Origin of the sequence: Coprococcus sp. TM115-187, from assembly GCF_027679115.1 — a bacterium.
Classification (GTDB): Bacteria; Bacillota; Clostridia; order Lachnospirales; family Lachnospiraceae; genus Allocoprococcus; species Allocoprococcus comes.
This window is the reverse complement of the sequence record NZ_JAQEKS010000001.1, coordinates 351,280-368,230: the sequence shown is the minus strand read 5'-3', so window position 1 is coordinate 368,230 and position 16,951 is coordinate 351,280. Positions and strand designations below refer to the sequence as shown.

Genomic DNA, 16,951 nt, shown 5'->3' with positions numbered 1-16,951 from the left:
TCATAAATTTGTCACTCCTTAAGATTATTGCAATGGATAAATACCAGTTTTACTCATTGCCTATTCAATCTACTGTGGTGTGACACGAATGCGCCTATGGCGATTCAACCTGCATAAAACGAACGCTGCGAATGAGGAGCTGGTTATCAGTCTATTTTACGGACGCAAGGTCCAAGAATAAGGACGATATCCAATTGCTACCTACATTCTAACAGCTTAAGCAACAAGATGGATAATTCCTTACTGGATGTAAGGGGATTATCCATAAATATATTGTAGTAGAATAAGGAAGAAAAAATAGCATAGAATACTTCTGAGCGGATATGGCTGAGAATGTTTTGACATATTGACAGGACATTTAAAATGACGTATACTAAGCTCAGTGATCGTTCTGTAGAAACTTGAGAAGCCTACAGGCGGGGGAGAGCCTGCGGGTCTCTCCCTCTTTTGTTTTAAGGAGAAATGAGATGCAGACACCGAAAAAATTCTCTTTTTTTAGTGACCAGGTTTCCTGGATCAGTGATGAAAAGGGAATAAAAATAAAAGACAGAGAATATGCGGAAGAGATGTTACGCCAAATAGGATATTTTCCTCTTATGGGAGGATATAAACATCTTTTTAGAATATCAAACACAAAAAAATATAAAGCAGGAACAAGTTTTGAAGAAATAGTCAGTTTGTATAAGTTTGATGCAGAGCTTAGAGAGTTGTTCTTTAAATATTTACTGCAGATTGAGCGACAGATGCGTTCTTTGATGTCATACTATTTTACTGAAATGTATGGAGCAGAGCAGAAGCAGTACCTGGATGCTAATAATTATAATAATACAAAAAGAAATCATGCAACAATCGTAAAGTTGATAGAGACCTTGAAACGGGCAACAACGACCACAGATTATACATATATCAATTATTACCGCAAGACATATGGTGAAATTCCATTATGGGTTTTGGCAAATGTACTTACGTTTGGAAACTTATCAAAAATGTTCCGAGTGTTTCCGCAGTCCTTAAAATCAAAAGTATCAAAAAACTTTGAACCTTTGAATCAGCATCAGATGGAACAGTTTCTATCTGTTCTCACTAAGTATAGGAATGTATGTGCCCATGGGGAACGACTGTTTACATACAGAACAGTAGATGCTATTGCGGATACACCGCTTCATAAAAAACTTTCATTACCACAGAGCGGTAATCAGTACGAAAAAGGAAAACAAGATTTGTTTGCTGTGGTGATTGCTTTTAGATATCTATTACCTGGAAAAGATTTTCTGGAATTTAAAAGAAAGCTCATAAAAGAGATTGACCGGGTAAACAGAGAAGTAGAGCATATAAGTGAAGTTGAATTATTGAATAAAATGGGTTTCCCGAAAAATTGGAAAAATATTACCAGATACCATTTAAATTAAAGAAATATCCTCTAAGAGATAGTGAAACACCTATTGTCTTAGAGGATTTTTTATTGAAGAATTTTAATATTTAAGAGTTTGTTTTTTTCCTTTTTGACATTAAAGATAAGATTTCTTGTGGGTTTGTCAACTGACGTCCGGGAAGTGTCTGCTTTGGTGTGCGGTCACGGTCGGCTTCGTCAATCGCTGCAATAAAAAGTTTTACGCTGTTTGGATTGGATATGACAAAATTATGAGTAATACTTGAAGTAGCCATACGAACACCTCCTCTTTTCGGGTTTTTTATGTATTAATTATACGATTGACAGAGAAATGCGTCAATAGGAAAAATAAGTATTGGAAATAGTTGGAACAAGTACTAAAATAAAGTTGGGACACAAAATAAAGGTTATATTACGAAATGATAAGAATTGTAGGTGGAAGGTTTGAACATAGAAGCATATGATGCGGATTCATTGAGAAAGATGGTTAGGTTGCTTGAATATGAGAACAAGATATTAAAAGATAAATTGAAGAAAGCAGGCATTTCCTATGAAGAGGTGAATCCTTTTGAAGAAAAAATAGAAAGTGCAGAAGAATATGACCTGGATCAAGGGAATCGTATTGTAAATCCACCGTATATTACAGAGAAAATGGCAATACGTTTCTTTTCGATGTTTTGGGGAAGAGAAGATGTATATGCCAGAAGAGGAAAGAACGGGGGCTATTTTCCACAATGTGCGAATCGTTGGAATGACCGGCTTTGCCCTAAACAACGTAAAGAGAAGGTATTGTGTGATGAATGTGAAAATACCAAATGGATTAGTTTGGATGTTAAAAAAATAATTGATCATTTGTTAGGCACAAAAGAAGATGGATCAGATGTAATAGGTGTATATCCTTTACTGCCAAATGGTACATGCAGATTTATTGTATTTGATTTTGACAATCACGAAAAAGGAGCAGAGGTTACGGACTTTGCAAATACGGATAATGAGTGGCATAAAGAAGTGGATGCGCTTAGAAAAATGTGTGAGCTTAATGGTATCAGACCTTTAGTTGAGAGATCTCGATCTGGAAAAGGTGTCCATGTATGGATTTTCTTTAAAAAAGCAATACCTGCGGCAACAGCAAGGAATTTTGGATTTCTCCTGTTAGACAAGGGTTCAACTTCCATCAATCTGAAATCGTTTCATTATTATGATAGAATGTATCCTTCGCAGGATGTGGCAAGCAGCATAGGTAATTTAATTGCATTGCCATTACAGGGGCAGGCACTTAAAAATGGAAATAGTGCTTTTGTAGATGAAAATTGGAATGCATATCCTGATCAATGGGATGCTCTTTTTAATAAAACAAGAAAGCTGGGAATAGAAGATATTGAACAATGCATGGCAAAATGGCAGGGAGAATTAGCAGAAATCAAAGGAACGCTTACTAATATTGAGAAGAATGTCAGACCGAAACCATGGAAGAAGAAATGTGAGTTTTGTAAGTCAGATGTTGTGGGCAAGCTTCACATGGTATTGGGCAATGGAGTTTATATTGATACTCTGAATCTTATGCCAAGAATACAAAATCAGATTCGTAGTTTGGCGGCATTTGATAATCCGGAATTTTACAAAAATAAAAGGCTGGGATATTCTAATTATTATAATTTCAGTGCTGTATATTTAGGTAAGGATATAGATGGATATATACAGATTCCGAGAGGACTGCGGGAAAATATTATACAGGAATGTGAAAAAGCAGGCATTTCAGTTGATGTTTCAGATCAAAGAGAAACAGGACAACCTATCAGAGTATCTTTTAAAGGTGATTTGCGAATGCAACAGGAATTAGCAGCAGAAAAATTATTATCACATTCAGATGGGGTTCTGAGTGCGGCAACTGCATTTGGAAAGACTGTAGTATGTAGTTACCTAATTGCAGAGCGAAAAGTAAATACGCTTATTTTGCTGCAAAGTAAAGATTTGCTTAATCAGTGGGTTGATGAATTGAATCATTTCTTAGAGATAAGAGAAGAACCACCGGAATATGAAACAAAAACAGGAAGAAAGAAAAAAAGAAATAGTGTGATAGGTATTTTGCACGGAAATAAAAATACGTTGACAGGGATCATAGATGTTGCAATGGTTGGTTCAATGTACAGCAGAGGAAAATTTAATGAACGGATTAATTCTTATGGAATGGTAATTATGGATGAATGTCATCACGCAGCTTCTAACACATCTATGGAATTATTGCAGAAAATAAATGCAAAATACGTATATGGTGTTTCTGCTACGCCTAAACGTGGCGACAGTCTTGATCGGATTATCTATATGCTGCTGGGACCTTTGCGACATAGATTTACTGCGTTGGAGAGGGCTAAGGAGCAAGGGATTGGACATTATTTTGTCCCAAGATACACAAGAGTAGTTGATACTGCAGAAAGCAAGGATAATATCAATAAAGCATATAATTTGATTAGTAGCAGTAAGGTGCGCAATGAAATGATCATAGATGATGTTATAACTTGTGTTGCAAGAAAACAAACTCCTGTAATTTTGACAAGATTTAAGGAACATGCAAAATTTTTACATGATGCCTTAAAGGAAAAAGCAGATCATGTATTCCTTTTGTATGGGGATAATTCGGATAAGGAAAATGCTGAAATAAGAGTAAAATTAAAGCAGATACCTGAAAATGAATCGCTTATTTTGGTGGCAACTGGTCAGAAAATAGGAGAAGGGTTTGATTTCCCAAGACTGGATGTATTAATGCTTGCAGCACCTGTATCTTTTGAAGGACGCCTGGAACAGTATGTAGGTAGATTAAACAGAGATTATGTCGGAAAAGAAGCCGTTTATGTGTATGATTATATCGATTCGCATGTGCGTTATTTTGATAAAATGTATGCAAAAAGATTGAGAACATATAGGAAGATGGGATTTTCAATCTGGACGCAAGAGTTGCAACCTAAACAAATAATAAATGCAATATTTGATTCTGTAAATTATACCGAAAAATTCGAGCAAGATATTGTAGAGTCAGAAAAAATGGTGGTAATTTCCAGTCCGGATATCAGACAGGATAAAATTGACAGATTTTTATTACTAGTCAAGAAGAGACAGGAAGTAGGGGTAAAGGTCACAGTTATTACAACAGATCCGGAAGATATTACTTACGGAAAGTCAGATGTATGTTATGAATTAATCAGAGCAATGCAATTGGTAGGAATAAATGTGATAACAAGAACAGAAGTAGAAGAATGTTTTGCCGTTATTGATGATGAAATAGTATGGCATGGCGGGATGAATCTACTTGGAAAAGCTGATGTCTGGGATAACTTAATGCGTATCAGAAATTCACAAGTTGCAACGGAATTGTTGAAAATTGCTTTGGGATGTTCTGAGGAGAGGAGGAAAAGTGAATAAAAAGATAAAATGTGATATCTATACCAGAGTATCCACAACCATGCAGGTAGATGGCTACAGTCTGGATGCTCAGAAAGAAAAACTCAAGAGATATGCGGAATTTCAGAATATGGAAATCGTAAATGAGTATTCAGATGAAGGTAAATCTGGAAAGAGCGTAGAGGGCAGACCGGAATTTCAGAGAATGTTGGATAATATTGAGAAAGGAACAGATGAGGTTCAGTTTGTACTGGTGTTCAAGCTTTCCAGATTCGGTCGTAATGCGGCAGATGTATTAAACTCTTTGCAGAGGATGCAGGATTTTGGAGTGAATCTGATCTGTGTAGAAGATGGAATTGACAGCTCAAAAGATAGTGGAAAGCTGATGATTTCTGTTCTGTCTGCGGTGGCAGAGATCGAACGAGAGAATATCCTTGTTCAGACAATGGAAGGACGTAAGCAGAAATCCAGGGAAGGAAAATGGAATGGTGGATTTGCTCCGTATGGTTATGAATTAGTAAATGGAGAATTGCAGATTGCAGAGGACGAATCAGAGATTATTCGTCTGATCTATGATAAATTTATTCATACCAATATGGGAATCTCTGCGATTGCTGCATGGCTGAACCAGCATGGATACAAAAAGAAAAAACGACAGAATAATACACTGGACGCATTTGCCGCTTCATTTATAAAAGGCGTTCTGGATAATCCGGTATACTGTGGAAAGCTGGTTTATGGACGAAGGAAAAACGAGAAAGTTTCTGGTACAAGAAATGAATACCGCATTGTAAAGCAGGAAAATTATATGCTGCACGATGGTATCCATGAAGGGATTGTTTCAGAAACAGACTGGGAGCTGGCACATCAAAAACGGGAAAAAACAGGTGTGAAATATGAAAAGACACATAGTCTCGATCATGAGCATATTTTATCCGGAATATTGAGATGCCCGTTATGTGGAAGTGGTATGTATGGAAACGTGAACCGAAAGAAAAAGAAAGACGGAACTTTATATAAGGATTATTTCTATTATGCCTGCAAACATCGTCGCCTGGTAGATGGTCATAAATGTGGATATCGTAAACAATGGAGTGAGGAGAAGATTAACAATGCAGTGGAAGAAGTTATTCGGAAGCTGGTGAAGAATCCTAAATTTGAAGAAGCAATTCTGAATAAAATCGGTTCAAGAATAGATACAGAAGAAATAGAAAAAGAGATTGAAAGACTGGAAAAACAGCACAGGCAGCTGACCGGAGCAAAAGGAAGACTTGGACAGCAGATGGACAGTCTGGATATCATGGATAAATTTTATGAGAAGAAATATCAGGATATGGAGACAAGGTTATACCGTTTGTATGATGAGATTGAAGACGTGGAGAACAGTATAGAGGAAGTCAAGAACCGCCTGCTGAATATCCGGCAACAGAAAATATCAGAAGAAAACGTCTATCAATTTCTTTTATATTTTGATAAACTATATGATAAGTTCACCGACCTGGAGAAGAAAGAATTTCTTAACAGCTTTGTGGAACAGGTGGACATTTATGAGCAGGAGCAGCCAGATGGCAGATTCCTGAAGCACATAAAGTTCCGTTTTCCGGTGTATTTTGGAGACAGGGAGACACAGGAACTTTGTTGGGACAACGAAAGCACCGTTGAGACTTGTGTTTTATTGTCCAAACTAGGATAAAAGCTGGCTGATTGGTAAATGGTATTCGTAATATTGCAGAAGAGATTGTGTTAAAAGAATTGGTGTATATCTAAAGCATGGAAAGCTCCTTCGGGAGTTTTTGGCTGTTTATAAGATAAATTCTGTCGGAGATTTATTATAAAACATTACTTTACAAGAAGAATAAAAAAGCATATAATTCTTTTATAATATATTTAATAAAAGAGGGTAAGAAAACGGAAAATAAAGATAAGAAAAATACAACAAGAAAAAAAATAATTAATTATGTTCTAAACAATCATGTTACATCCAAGGCGGGAATTGCAAAAGAGTTAAACTTGAGTATGCCGACTGTGTTAGCAAATGTGAATGACTTGTTAGAAAAAAGGGTGTTGGAAGAAACTGGGGAATATGCTTCAACCGGTGGAAGGAAGGCAAAAAGTATAGGGATTAATAAGTCATACTGTCATGCAATGGGAATTTTGATTACAGCGAATCATATAGAAATGGTATTAGTAAATCTTGGAGATGAGATTATAAAAAAAGATCGCATCCGTTTAAAATTTACGGCAGAATTATCCTATTGTACAGAGGTGGCACAAAAGGTCAAAACTTTTCTTGAAGGCGAAGCAGCGAAGGACACGCTACTTGGGATTGGAGTGGCGATTCCAGGAATTATTGATCAGAAAGAACGGATTGTTTTAAAATCCCATGCTTTAGGTATAGAGAATTATAGTCTGCGCTTTTTAGAGCAGGCGCTGGAAATTCCAGTATATTTTGAAAACGATGCTAATGCTGCAATGCTTGCAGAAAAAAAGCAAAAGTATCCAAATGCGATATATCTGTCTTTGAACCACACCTTAGGAGGTGCATTCTGCATAGATGGAAAGCTGTTTCGAGGGCAAAACCAGAAAGCAGGGGAGTTTGGTCACATGATACTCGTTCCCGGTGGAAGAAAGTGTTATTGTGGTAAATCAGGATGTGCAGATGCATATTGTGCTGCAAGTGTACTGACACAAGATAACAGGCAGTCACTGGATGCATTTATGGAAAAAATTGAAAGTGGTAATGAAAAAATTTTGCAGACATGGAATGAGTATCTGGATCATCTTGCTGTTTTGATATCAAATCTGCGGATGGCATATGATATGGATATCATACTAGGAGGTGATGTGGGAGGTGTATTGTCAGATTATATGATACCACTGGGAGAAAAAGTGATGGCATATAATGGCTTTGAGCATGATGTTTCATACTTGAAAAATTGTTCGTATAAGAAAGAAGCGTCGGCTGTTGGAGCCGCGAAATACTTTTTTACAAAACATATGGTAGAATTGTAAATTTTTTGAACGAAGATAAGCAGTACACCGCATCTGGTGCGTAGGGTAAGGGGATGTTTAGTCTGTTGGAGTTAAAAGCTCCCACTGACAGGTTGCAAAGCGAATCCGGATGTCCGCTTTATATGTGTGAAAAACGAGAAGTTGTGTAAAATTAAAAAAAGATATTATAGTAAAAAACGGAAAGAAAACAGTAACTACGGTTTTCTTTCCGTTTTTTTGCGTGTTAATTGTGAAAAATATACAAAAAATGTGTTTTGAAATTATGAAATATATAAAAATATGAAAAAACATATTGACAAATCGTGTTTGCATGGTAATAATATAATTACTTTAATAAAACATTTTATAAAACACAAAATAAAACAACATGAAAAGGAGGAAACAATTATGTTACAGCAGGTAATGACAAATCCAGGAGAAATTATTTTCAGAGAGGTTCCGGTTCCGGAGGTAAAGGAAAATCAGGTGTTGGTAAAGATTATGAATATTGGTGTTTGTGGATCAGATATTCATGTTTATCATGGGAAACATCCGTTTACAAAATATCCGGTAACACAGGGGCATGAGGTTTCCGGTGAGATTACAGAACTTGGGAAAAATGTCACAGAGTTTCATGTGGGACAGAAGGTGACGATAGAGCCTCAGGTATATTGTGGACATTGCTATCCATGTCGTCATGGAAAGTATAATCTCTGTGAGGAATTAAAAGTAATGGGATTTCAGACGACAGGAACAGCATCTGAGTATTTTGCAGTGGATGCATCTAAAGTAACACCGATTCCAGAAGATATGTCCTATGAAGAAGGAGCTATGATCGAACCTCTTGCTGTGGCAGTTCATGGTGTAAAACAGATAGGTGATGTGGTTGGCATGAATATTGCAGTTCTTGGCGCAGGACCGATCGGAAATCTCGTGGCACAGGCAGCAAAAGGAATGGGGGCAGCGAAAGTGATGATCACAGATATCAGTGATCTTAGACTGGCAAAGGCAAAAGAATGTGGAATTGATGTGTGTGTGAATACCAAAAATAAAGACTTCGGTGAGGCAATGATCGAAGCATTTGGACCGGACAAGGCGGATGTGATCTACGACTGTGCCGGAAACAATATCACAATGGGACAGGCAATTAAATATGCAAGAAAAGGAAGCACGATTGTACTGGTGGCTGTTTTTGCAGGAATGGCAGAAGTAGATCTTGCTGTGGCAAATGACCACGAACTTGACATTAAGAGCACGATGATGTACCGCCATGATGATTACATAGATGGAATCAGATTGGTAAATGAGGGCAAAGTTCATTTGAAACCGCTCATCTCAAAGACATTTGCTTTTAAAGATTATCTGAAAGCATACCAGTATATTGATGATAACCGTGAGACAACGATGAAAGTAATTATCAACGTCAGTGAAAAGTAAGGAGTACGTATGGAAAATAAATATGGAATTGTCGGAGTTGCCCATGTCGGGCTTCCGACAAACGATTTACAGAAAACAGTTGAGTTTTATAAGAGTCTTGGATTTGAAGTGATTATGCAGTCTTATAATGAAAAAGCAGGGGAAAAAGTGGCATTTTTACAGATAAAAAATTACTGTATAGAGACTTTTGAAAATGGGCAGGCGGCAATGTCAGACGGTGCATACCAACATGTTGCACTTGATGTGGAAGACATCGAAAGTATGTATCAGAAAATCAGCAATGAAAAATACACAATTATTACAGACGGAATCGAAGAACTACCATTTTGGGAAAATGGTGTGAAATTTTTTATGATTAAGGGACCAAATGAGGAAAGAATAGAGTTCTGTCAGAAACTCTGATAAAAATAGGAGGGACATATGGGAAGCGAAAACAAAAATGGAAAAGTACCGCTGATCAGTAAGATTGCATATGGGTTTGGTGATGTTGGATGTAATTTCAGCTGGATGTTCGTCAGTAATTTTCTGATGATATTTTATACAGACGTGTTCGGAATCAGTATGGCGGCTGTGTCAGCACTTATGCTTTTTTCAAGATTCTGGGATGCAATCAATGATCCAATCGTCGGGGGACTTACGGATAAAACAAAATCGAGATGGGGACGGTACCGTCCATGGCTGTTAGTAGCGGCACCAATTACAGCGATTCTTCTTGTTATGACATTCTGGGCAAGACCCGACTGGCCGCAGAATGGAAAGATCATTTATATGGTAATTACATATTGTCTGCTGGTTTTGGGGTATACCTGTGTGAATATTCCATATGGAACCTTGTGTGGTGCTATGACACAGGATATTGATGAACGTGCAAAAATAAATACATCCCGTTCGGTTGCAGCGATGATTGCAATTGGTGTGTTAAATATTATTACAGTTCCACTGCTCAGCAAATTCGGCAGTCATAGTGCAAAGACAGGATATCTGACGGTTGCGGTCATATATGGATGTATTTTTACAGCCTGTCATTTCTTCTGCTTTGCGAAGACGAAAGAGGCAGTGATCACTCCGGAAAAAGAAAAAATTTCTGTAAAGGTTCAGTTGAAAGCAGTCATGCAGAACAGACCATATCTTCTTGCATTGGTAGGACAGATATTATTTGGATTTACATTATATGGTAGAAACGCAGATATTCTGTATTATTTTACATATGTGGAAGGGAATGCCTCCTACTACACAACTTATTCAATGTGCATCATTATTCCTTCTATCATCGGGGCAGCCTGTTTTCAACCATTATTCCGCAAGTTGAATAACAAAGGAAGAACAGCATCTCTCTTTGCTTTATTTACAGGAATTTCCATGTTGTCTATGTTTTTCTTCAATGTCAAAGAATCACCGGTTATTTTTTATGCATTATCTGGTCTCACACAGTTTTTTTTCTCTGGATTTAATACCGCAATCTATGCAATTATTCCAGACTGTGTGGAATATGGGGAGTGGAAAACCGGACTTAGAAATGATGGTTTTCAGTATGCATTTATTTCACTTGGAAATAAAATCGGAATGGCAGTTGGAACAGCACTTTTAGCAGGATTACTTGGAAAATATGGTTATATTGCAAATCAGACACAAAATGAAATTGTACTTTCAATTATGAAACATGCATTTACGACGATTCCAGGTGTACTGTGGATTGTGACTGCGGTTGTATTATTTTTCTACCGGTTAAATAAAAAACGTTATAACGAGATTGTGGAGGAACTGAAAAATGGAAGAAAAAGTTGATATCGTGGCATTGGGTGAATTGTTGATTGATTTTACGGAAGCAGGACATAGTCAGGATGGGAGAAAATTGTTCGAACAGAATCCCGGCGGTGCTCCGGCAAATCTTCTAACCGTTGCAAGCCACTTTGGGTATCGCACATCTTTTATTGGAAAAGTTGGAAACGATATGCATGGTAAATTTTTAAAGAAGACATTGCAAAAGGAAGGAATCAATACAGATGCTATTGTCGAAGACCCGGGTTATTTTACAACGTTGGCATTTGTGGAAATTGGTGAAAATGGAGAACGGAATTTTTCTTTTGCAAGAAAACCGGGTGCAGATACACAGTTAAAAAAAGAAGAATTGGATCAGACATTAATTTCAGGTTGTAGAATTTTTCATTTTGGATCATTATCGCTGACAGATGAACCGGCAGAAAGTACAACGATTGAAGCGGTAAAAATGGCAAAAGCAGCGGGTGCACTTATTTCCTATGATCCAAATTATCGTCCGTCTCTTTGGAAGAGCAAAGAGCATGCAGTGAAAAAAATGAGATCTGTCATAGAATTGGTAGATGTCATGAAGGTATCGGATGAAGAGAGTACTCTGTTGACAGAGGCGAAAAGTTATGAGCAGGCTGCAGATCAACTCCTTGCCATGGGACCAAAGCTGGTTGCCATTACATTGGGAGAACAGGGCGTTCTTATGGCAACAAAAAGCAGAAAAGAAATCATCAAAGCATTTCAGATACATGCGGTCGACACGACTGGGGCAGGTGATTCATTTTGGGGAGGCGTATTATGCAGTCTCCTTTCTATGAATAAGAATGTTGAAAAAATGGAATGGGAAGAAATCAAAAAGTGTGCTGTTTTGGGAAATGCAGTTGCTGGATTGTGTGTGCAAAAGAGAGGTGGAATCCCTGCGATTCCGACGAAAGAAGCAGTGTTTGAATTTATGTTCAAAAAGCTTATCAGATGTTTGTAGACAATCTGAAGAAAAGTGCAACAACAAGAGCGTGCATATTTGCAAGCTTTTTTGAAAACTGTCGTTTGGTAAAATCTATTCTATTTTTAAAAACTTTGCGATAAAATATGTTCTGTGAATCATTCACAGTATTGTATTTTGAGGAGACTTCATTCATGGTGAGTGAAGTCTCTTTTATTTTGCACTGTATAATGGAAAAAGTTTTGGTTGAACAGCAGTTGGAATAGTGAACGCATGCGTTCACATTTTATAACTAAGAAGTAATGGATTGGAAAGAAAATAATCAAGAACTTATTGTAGTATTATTAACCTTTGATACAGACGAAAAAGGTGGAGATGGTGGGTTCAATCCTAATGCTACATATACCAACTGGCAGTGGCATTTAGTGAAAACAAAAGATAAAAAGAATTGGGAAATAATCAGTTGGGGTTATTAATCGATTCCGGTTTGATGAATTCATGTGGCTTTTGAAATGGTAAAGTGATTTTATTTTACTTATTCCGGAGCGTGGTATATACTAATAGGTAGAGTAAGTAACGCACAGATGTGATAAAATTGTCTTTTTAAATATAGACAGCCTTGTGAGGGGAACGCTGTACGGTTAGGATACTGCATAAAAAGCAGGAAAGAATAACGAAAAACGGAGGAATTAAAATGAAATTTCAAAAGCTTGGCAACACGGACATCGATGTTTCTGTGGTTGCATTAGGTACTTGGGGGCTTGGCGGCGGAAGTGTCTGGACAGACGGAGATTCTACAGTTGAGGACGCGAAGCGCCTGCTTGATATTTGTCATGAACATGGCGTGAATTACATCGATACCGCACCGGTGTATGGCACAGGAGTAAGTGAGGAACTGCTTGGTAAGGCACTGAAGGGCAGAAGAAATGATTTTGTTTTGCAGACCAAATGCTCTCTGAACTGGAGAAATGAGGGCGGTAATTTTCATTATGAACGAGACGGTTATACCGTTAACAATGACACCCGCGCATCAGCAGTGAAAAAGGACGTGGAAGACTCTCTGCGCAGAATGGGAACCGATTATCTGGATTCTGTTATCGTACATTATGTCTGCGGTAGCTTTCCGGTGGAAGAAACTGTAGGAGCATTGGAAAATCTGGTTCGTGAAGGAAAAATCCGCACCTATGGACTTTCTAACAGTCAACCCGCAGATTTAGCTGCATATCAGGAAGCCGGCGGAAAAGTATCCGTTGTACAGGAATTTTTCAGTATTCTCTCTCCTTTCCATGGCAGAGAATATTTTGATCTGTGTAAAAAGTATAACACGGTATTTCAGACCTATGGTGTGTTGGAGGAAGGATTTTTAACTTCTCCTGCCTTTATGGAACGTGAATTTGCAAAAACCGATATCCGATCCAGAATACCTTGGACAGATCCGGAGAAAAAAGAAGGACTTCGCAGGGCCTTTGAAATCTGGAAACCGCTTTGTGAGGAATATCATTGCAGTTTTGCAACGCTGGTAGAAGCCTGGGCATTATCTCAGTATGACCGAATGAGTCTTCTGGTTGGAATGCGAAAAGCTTCCAGTGTGGAAGATACCGTAAAGTGTCTGGATATAAAGTTGCGTGCCGAGGACATCAAATGTATGGAGGAAGCAGTAAAGACAATTCAGGTTGCGGTTCTGGACAAATAGAAAACTGAAAAGGTGGAAAGGATCGGGAGCTTGTATCCGATCCTTTCTTTATCCGAGAATAGATAGCATGAAAGGAAAATAAGTATGAAAGAACCTATGATGGCAGACAGCCATGAAATCACAGTTAGAAACTATAAGCAACCGATGCGAAATCGTCTGATCATGATGCTGATCTGCATTGGGATTGCTCTTGCATCATTTTTTGTTGTTTCCAAATGGGCAACTTCTGTCGAATCGTACCGTTGGGTTATCAAAACGCTGAATGGATTGCAGAAAAAAGCACTTGGGCTTTCCGGAACAGCAACCGCTCTTGCAACAGGTGCTGCAGCAATACCGGGAGAAGCCGCAACTCCGATCGCCAATAAGCTGGCAGATGTCGCAGGCTATATGGTGATCGTTTATGCAGTGATCATTGTTGAAAAATATTTACTGACTATCACCGGGTATATTGCATTTAAAATCTTATTTCCTATCGGATGCATGCTTCTGGCAGCAGGCAACTTTTTGAAAAACGGATGGAAAGAATTTATCTACAGAATCGGAATCAAGAGTATCATTCTGGGTGTTCTTTTGTGGGGACTGGTTCCTACCAGTGCATGGGTGACGAATATGGTAAATGAAACCTATGCAAAGTCCTATGAAGCTGATTTTACACTGGAAGATACGGAAGAATTATTAGATGAGAGAGATACCTCTGCAAACGCAGACAAGAAGGATGAAGCACAAGAAACGAAAGATAAAAAGTTTTCTTTCAGTGGATTTCTTAATAATGCGAAGGATAAGGTTGATGATGCGATTGATGCGGTAGGTGAAGTCGCTACAGAAAAACTCTCTGCTTTTGAGGATGGATTGAACAGAATTATAGAGGGCGTGGCAGTGCTGCTTGTGACAACCTGTGCAATTCCGGTTCTGGTCATGTTATCATTTACCTGGATTCTGAAGGGAATAATGGGTTTAAAAATTCCATCTATTACTCTTCAGTCAGTGCCAAGGGTTTCTGAAAGGAAAAGAAAGAAAACGGAAGAGAATTAATTTTAAATTTTACCGAAGGAGAGGAATGAGATGACAAAAGATCTGACAACCGGGAAAATCATGCCGATTCTTGTGAATTTCACTGTGCCGCTTGTTTTGGGAAATCTGTTTCAGCTGACTTATAATGCGGTGGACAGCATCATCGTAGGGCATTTTGTGGGGAAAGAAGCGCTGGCGGCAGTTGGTATCTGTAATCCGATCAGTACGCTTATGATACTGTTTTTAAATGGATTATGTATGGGGGCAAGTATCCTCATGGGAATTCAGTATGGGGCAAAGGATTATAAGACTTTGCACAGGCAGATCAGTACAACCATGTTGTCGGGAGTAGTTTTTTCTTTTTTTCTGACTTTATTTTGCGTGGTATTTGCTGTACCGATCCTGCATCTGCTGCAGGTAGATGCATCGATTATGGAGATGACGCGGCAGTATTTACGGATTATTTTTCTGGGATTAATGTTTACCTTTTTGTATAACTTTTTTTCCAGTACCTTAAGAGCTTTGGGAGACAGTGCATCGCCTTTGTATTTCTTAATTATCAGTGCAGTCCTGAATATATTCGGAGATCTGTTTTTTGTCATTGTACTAAAGGCAGGAAGCAATGGATGCGCCATTTCCACAGTGCTTAGTGAGGCACTGTGCTGCCTGTTCTGTATTATTTATATACAGAAAAAAGTACCGATTCTTCGTCTGGGTAAGAAATGACTGGTATTCGATTCACGTTTGCTGAAGAAAACAATTGCTTACGGATGGGCATCCGCCATGCAGCAGGCCACCGTGCAAATGGGAAAAATTGCGATCCAGGCGCTGGTTAATACTATGGGAGTTTCCGTGGCTGCAGCTTTTGCGGTGGTCAATCGGATTGATGACTTTGCAATTACACCGGAACAGAATATTGCCCATGCCATGACGGCACTTATGGCGCAGAATAAGGGAGCCGGAAAAAATGACCGCATGCGAGAGGGATTTCGTTGTGGGATGATTCTGGAAATTGTTTATGGAGCAACTGTTATGGTGATCTGCCAGGTATTTGCCGGAGAACTAATGGCACTTTTCGTAAAAGATGAGGAAGTAATAGGACATGGTGTCATTTATCTGCATCTGATTGCTGTGATGTATATTCTTCCGGCCGTTACGAATGCAATTCAAGGATTCTTCCGTGGAATCGGAGACCTGAAGGTGACACTGATGAGCAGTTTTACCAATATGGCAGTCCGAGTCATTGCAGCAGCACCTATGATTTTGTTGTGGAACTTTGGAATTGAAGCGTTGCCATATTCCTATCTGGCAGGCTGGGTTGCCATGCTTTTGGTAGAAACGCCTTTGATGATTCGGATTTATCGTAAAAAATAACAGGATTTAAAGAAAATATAAAATCGCTCAGGGAATGAGCTTATACAGAATCCAGTTCTAATCTTTTTATAAAAGCCAGCGGTGTCATATGGTATTTTGCTTTGAATGCTCTGTAAAAATAAGAAAGATTATGAAAGCCAACAGATAAAGACACCTCTAATATGGAGGTGTTACCGTGTTCAAATAACTCTACCGCTTTTTCCAGTCTGATATTGTTAATATACTGAATGCAGGTCATATTCATGTGTTTTTTGAAAAAGCGCATAAAATGATACTCGCTGAAATAACATAGCTTTGCAAGTTCAGAAACCGACAGAGCTTCTGCATAATGCAGATCAATATGATCAAGTACAATTTTTAATTTGTCGGAAGAGTCTGATTCCGTGGAGAATCTTGTGCTACTGTACTGGAGCAGAAGAAAAAGTGTCTGCAGCAGATAAGATTTTATGGCGAGTTCATATCCAAACATCCGGGTATCGTAAAGGGAGGCAAGCTGTGCAAAAGACTTGCAAAGAGAATCATATGCAGGATGATCCGCGGTAATGAGACAGGGTAAAGATAATTCGTGGTTTACCATGGGCGTAAGGTAGCGGGTAGAACAGATGTCTGCAGTATTTCCTCCCAAAAGATTCATATGGAATACATAGGTTTCCGAACAGAAGTCCTGACTGCTTTTCAGGATAATGGAATGCAGCAGCAGGGGAGGAATAAACAGGATATCCCCGGTACTTGCTTCATATTCAATTAAATCGATCTGGTAGACACAGGAACCTTTTGTTATAAGGGTAAGTTCTGCTTCCTCGTGCCAGTGCATTGTTATGACAGGTGCTTCTTTTGTCAGCTGTGTAATATACTTCTGGATTGGAAAATAAACTTCTCCATGTTTGATATTTTCTTTTTGCTCCGGTATAAGTGAATGTGGCGTTTTCATTTTTTGTCCTCTCCATAA

At 38.4% G+C, this 16,951-nt stretch carries 13 protein-coding genes and 1 pseudogene; 12 read left to right on the top strand and 2 right to left on the bottom strand.

Going from position 1 to position 16,951, the window contains the following annotated elements; genetic code table 11:
* Positions 1-467: 467 nt before the first annotated feature.
* Complete coding sequence (locus PGW42_RS01820) at positions 468-1,409, top strand: Abi family protein (protein ID WP_270203869.1); 942 nt, start codon at positions 468-470, stop codon at positions 1,407-1,409.
* 70 nt (positions 1,410-1,479) lie between these two features.
* Here the strand turns inward: PGW42_RS01820 and PGW42_RS01815 are convergent, their stop codons facing one another.
* A complete protein-coding gene (locus PGW42_RS01815; RefSeq protein WP_117556442.1) occupies positions 1,480-1,665 on the bottom strand; it encodes a hypothetical protein in 186 nt (61 codons plus the stop codon).
* 169 nt (positions 1,666-1,834) lie between these two features.
* Here PGW42_RS01815 and PGW42_RS01810 point away from each other — a divergent pair, with 169 nt between their 5' ends.
* The 11 genes and pseudogenes from PGW42_RS01810 (at position 1,835) to PGW42_RS16035 (ending at position 16,002) form a co-directional block, all read left to right on the top strand.
* Positions 1,835-4,807 carry a TOTE conflict system archaeo-eukaryotic primase domain-containing protein gene (locus PGW42_RS01810; RefSeq protein ID WP_270203870.1) on the top strand — a complete coding sequence of 991 codons (2,973 nt, stop codon included), beginning with the start codon at positions 1,835-1,837 and terminating at the stop codon, positions 4,805-4,807.
* Positions 4,800-6,479, top strand: coding sequence for a recombinase family protein (locus PGW42_RS01805; protein ID WP_270203871.1), 1,680 nt, complete (start codon positions 4,800-4,802; stop codon positions 6,477-6,479). The genes PGW42_RS01810 and PGW42_RS01805 overlap by 8 nt, the downstream gene beginning before the upstream one ends.
* A gap of 323 nt (positions 6,480-6,802) precedes the next feature.
* Positions 6,803-7,798 (top strand): ROK family protein, encoded by a 996-nt coding sequence (locus PGW42_RS01800; protein WP_270203872.1) that lies wholly within the window; start codon positions 6,803-6,805, stop codon positions 7,796-7,798.
* A 387-nt stretch (positions 7,799-8,185) separates the two neighbouring features.
* Entirely contained in the window at positions 8,186-9,214 is a 1,029-nt protein-coding gene (locus PGW42_RS01795; protein ID WP_173826476.1) for a zinc-dependent alcohol dehydrogenase, read from the top strand.
* 9 nt (positions 9,215-9,223) lie between these two features.
* On the top strand, positions 9,224-9,616 hold the full coding sequence (locus tag PGW42_RS01790; protein ID WP_270203873.1) for a VOC family protein: 393 nt from the start codon (positions 9,224-9,226) through the stop codon (positions 9,614-9,616).
* Between the two features lie 18 nt (positions 9,617-9,634).
* Entirely contained in the window at positions 9,635-10,999 is a 1,365-nt protein-coding gene (locus PGW42_RS01785) for an MFS transporter (RefSeq protein WP_270203874.1), read from the top strand.
* Complete coding sequence (locus PGW42_RS01780; protein ID WP_055155811.1) at positions 10,983-11,963, top strand: carbohydrate kinase family protein; 981 nt, start codon at positions 10,983-10,985, stop codon at positions 11,961-11,963. The genes PGW42_RS01785 and PGW42_RS01780 overlap by 17 nt, the downstream gene beginning before the upstream one ends.
* A gap of 263 nt (positions 11,964-12,226) precedes the next feature.
* Positions 12,227-12,400, top strand: coding sequence for a hypothetical protein (locus tag PGW42_RS01775; protein ID WP_008369404.1), 174 nt, complete (start codon positions 12,227-12,229; stop codon positions 12,398-12,400).
* A gap of 218 nt (positions 12,401-12,618) precedes the next feature.
* Positions 12,619-13,617, top strand: coding sequence for an aldo/keto reductase (locus PGW42_RS01770; RefSeq protein WP_270203875.1), 999 nt, complete (start codon positions 12,619-12,621; stop codon positions 13,615-13,617).
* A gap of 84 nt (positions 13,618-13,701) precedes the next feature.
* Positions 13,702-14,649 carry a hypothetical protein gene (locus PGW42_RS01765; protein WP_270203876.1) on the top strand — a complete coding sequence of 316 codons (948 nt, stop codon included), beginning with the start codon at positions 13,702-13,704 and terminating at the stop codon, positions 14,647-14,649.
* Between the two features lie 30 nt (positions 14,650-14,679).
* Positions 14,680-16,002 (top strand): annotated as a pseudogene (locus PGW42_RS16035) (MATE family efflux transporter).
* A gap of 40 nt (positions 16,003-16,042) precedes the next feature.
* On the opposite strand, the gene PGW42_RS01755 reads toward PGW42_RS16035, so the two are convergent.
* The gene (locus PGW42_RS01755; RefSeq protein WP_195249957.1) at positions 16,043-16,933 is read right to left on the bottom strand and encodes an AraC family transcriptional regulator; all 891 of its coding nucleotides are present in this window, start codon (positions 16,931-16,933) and stop codon (positions 16,043-16,045) included.
* Between the last annotated feature and the right edge of the window lie 18 nt (positions 16,934-16,951).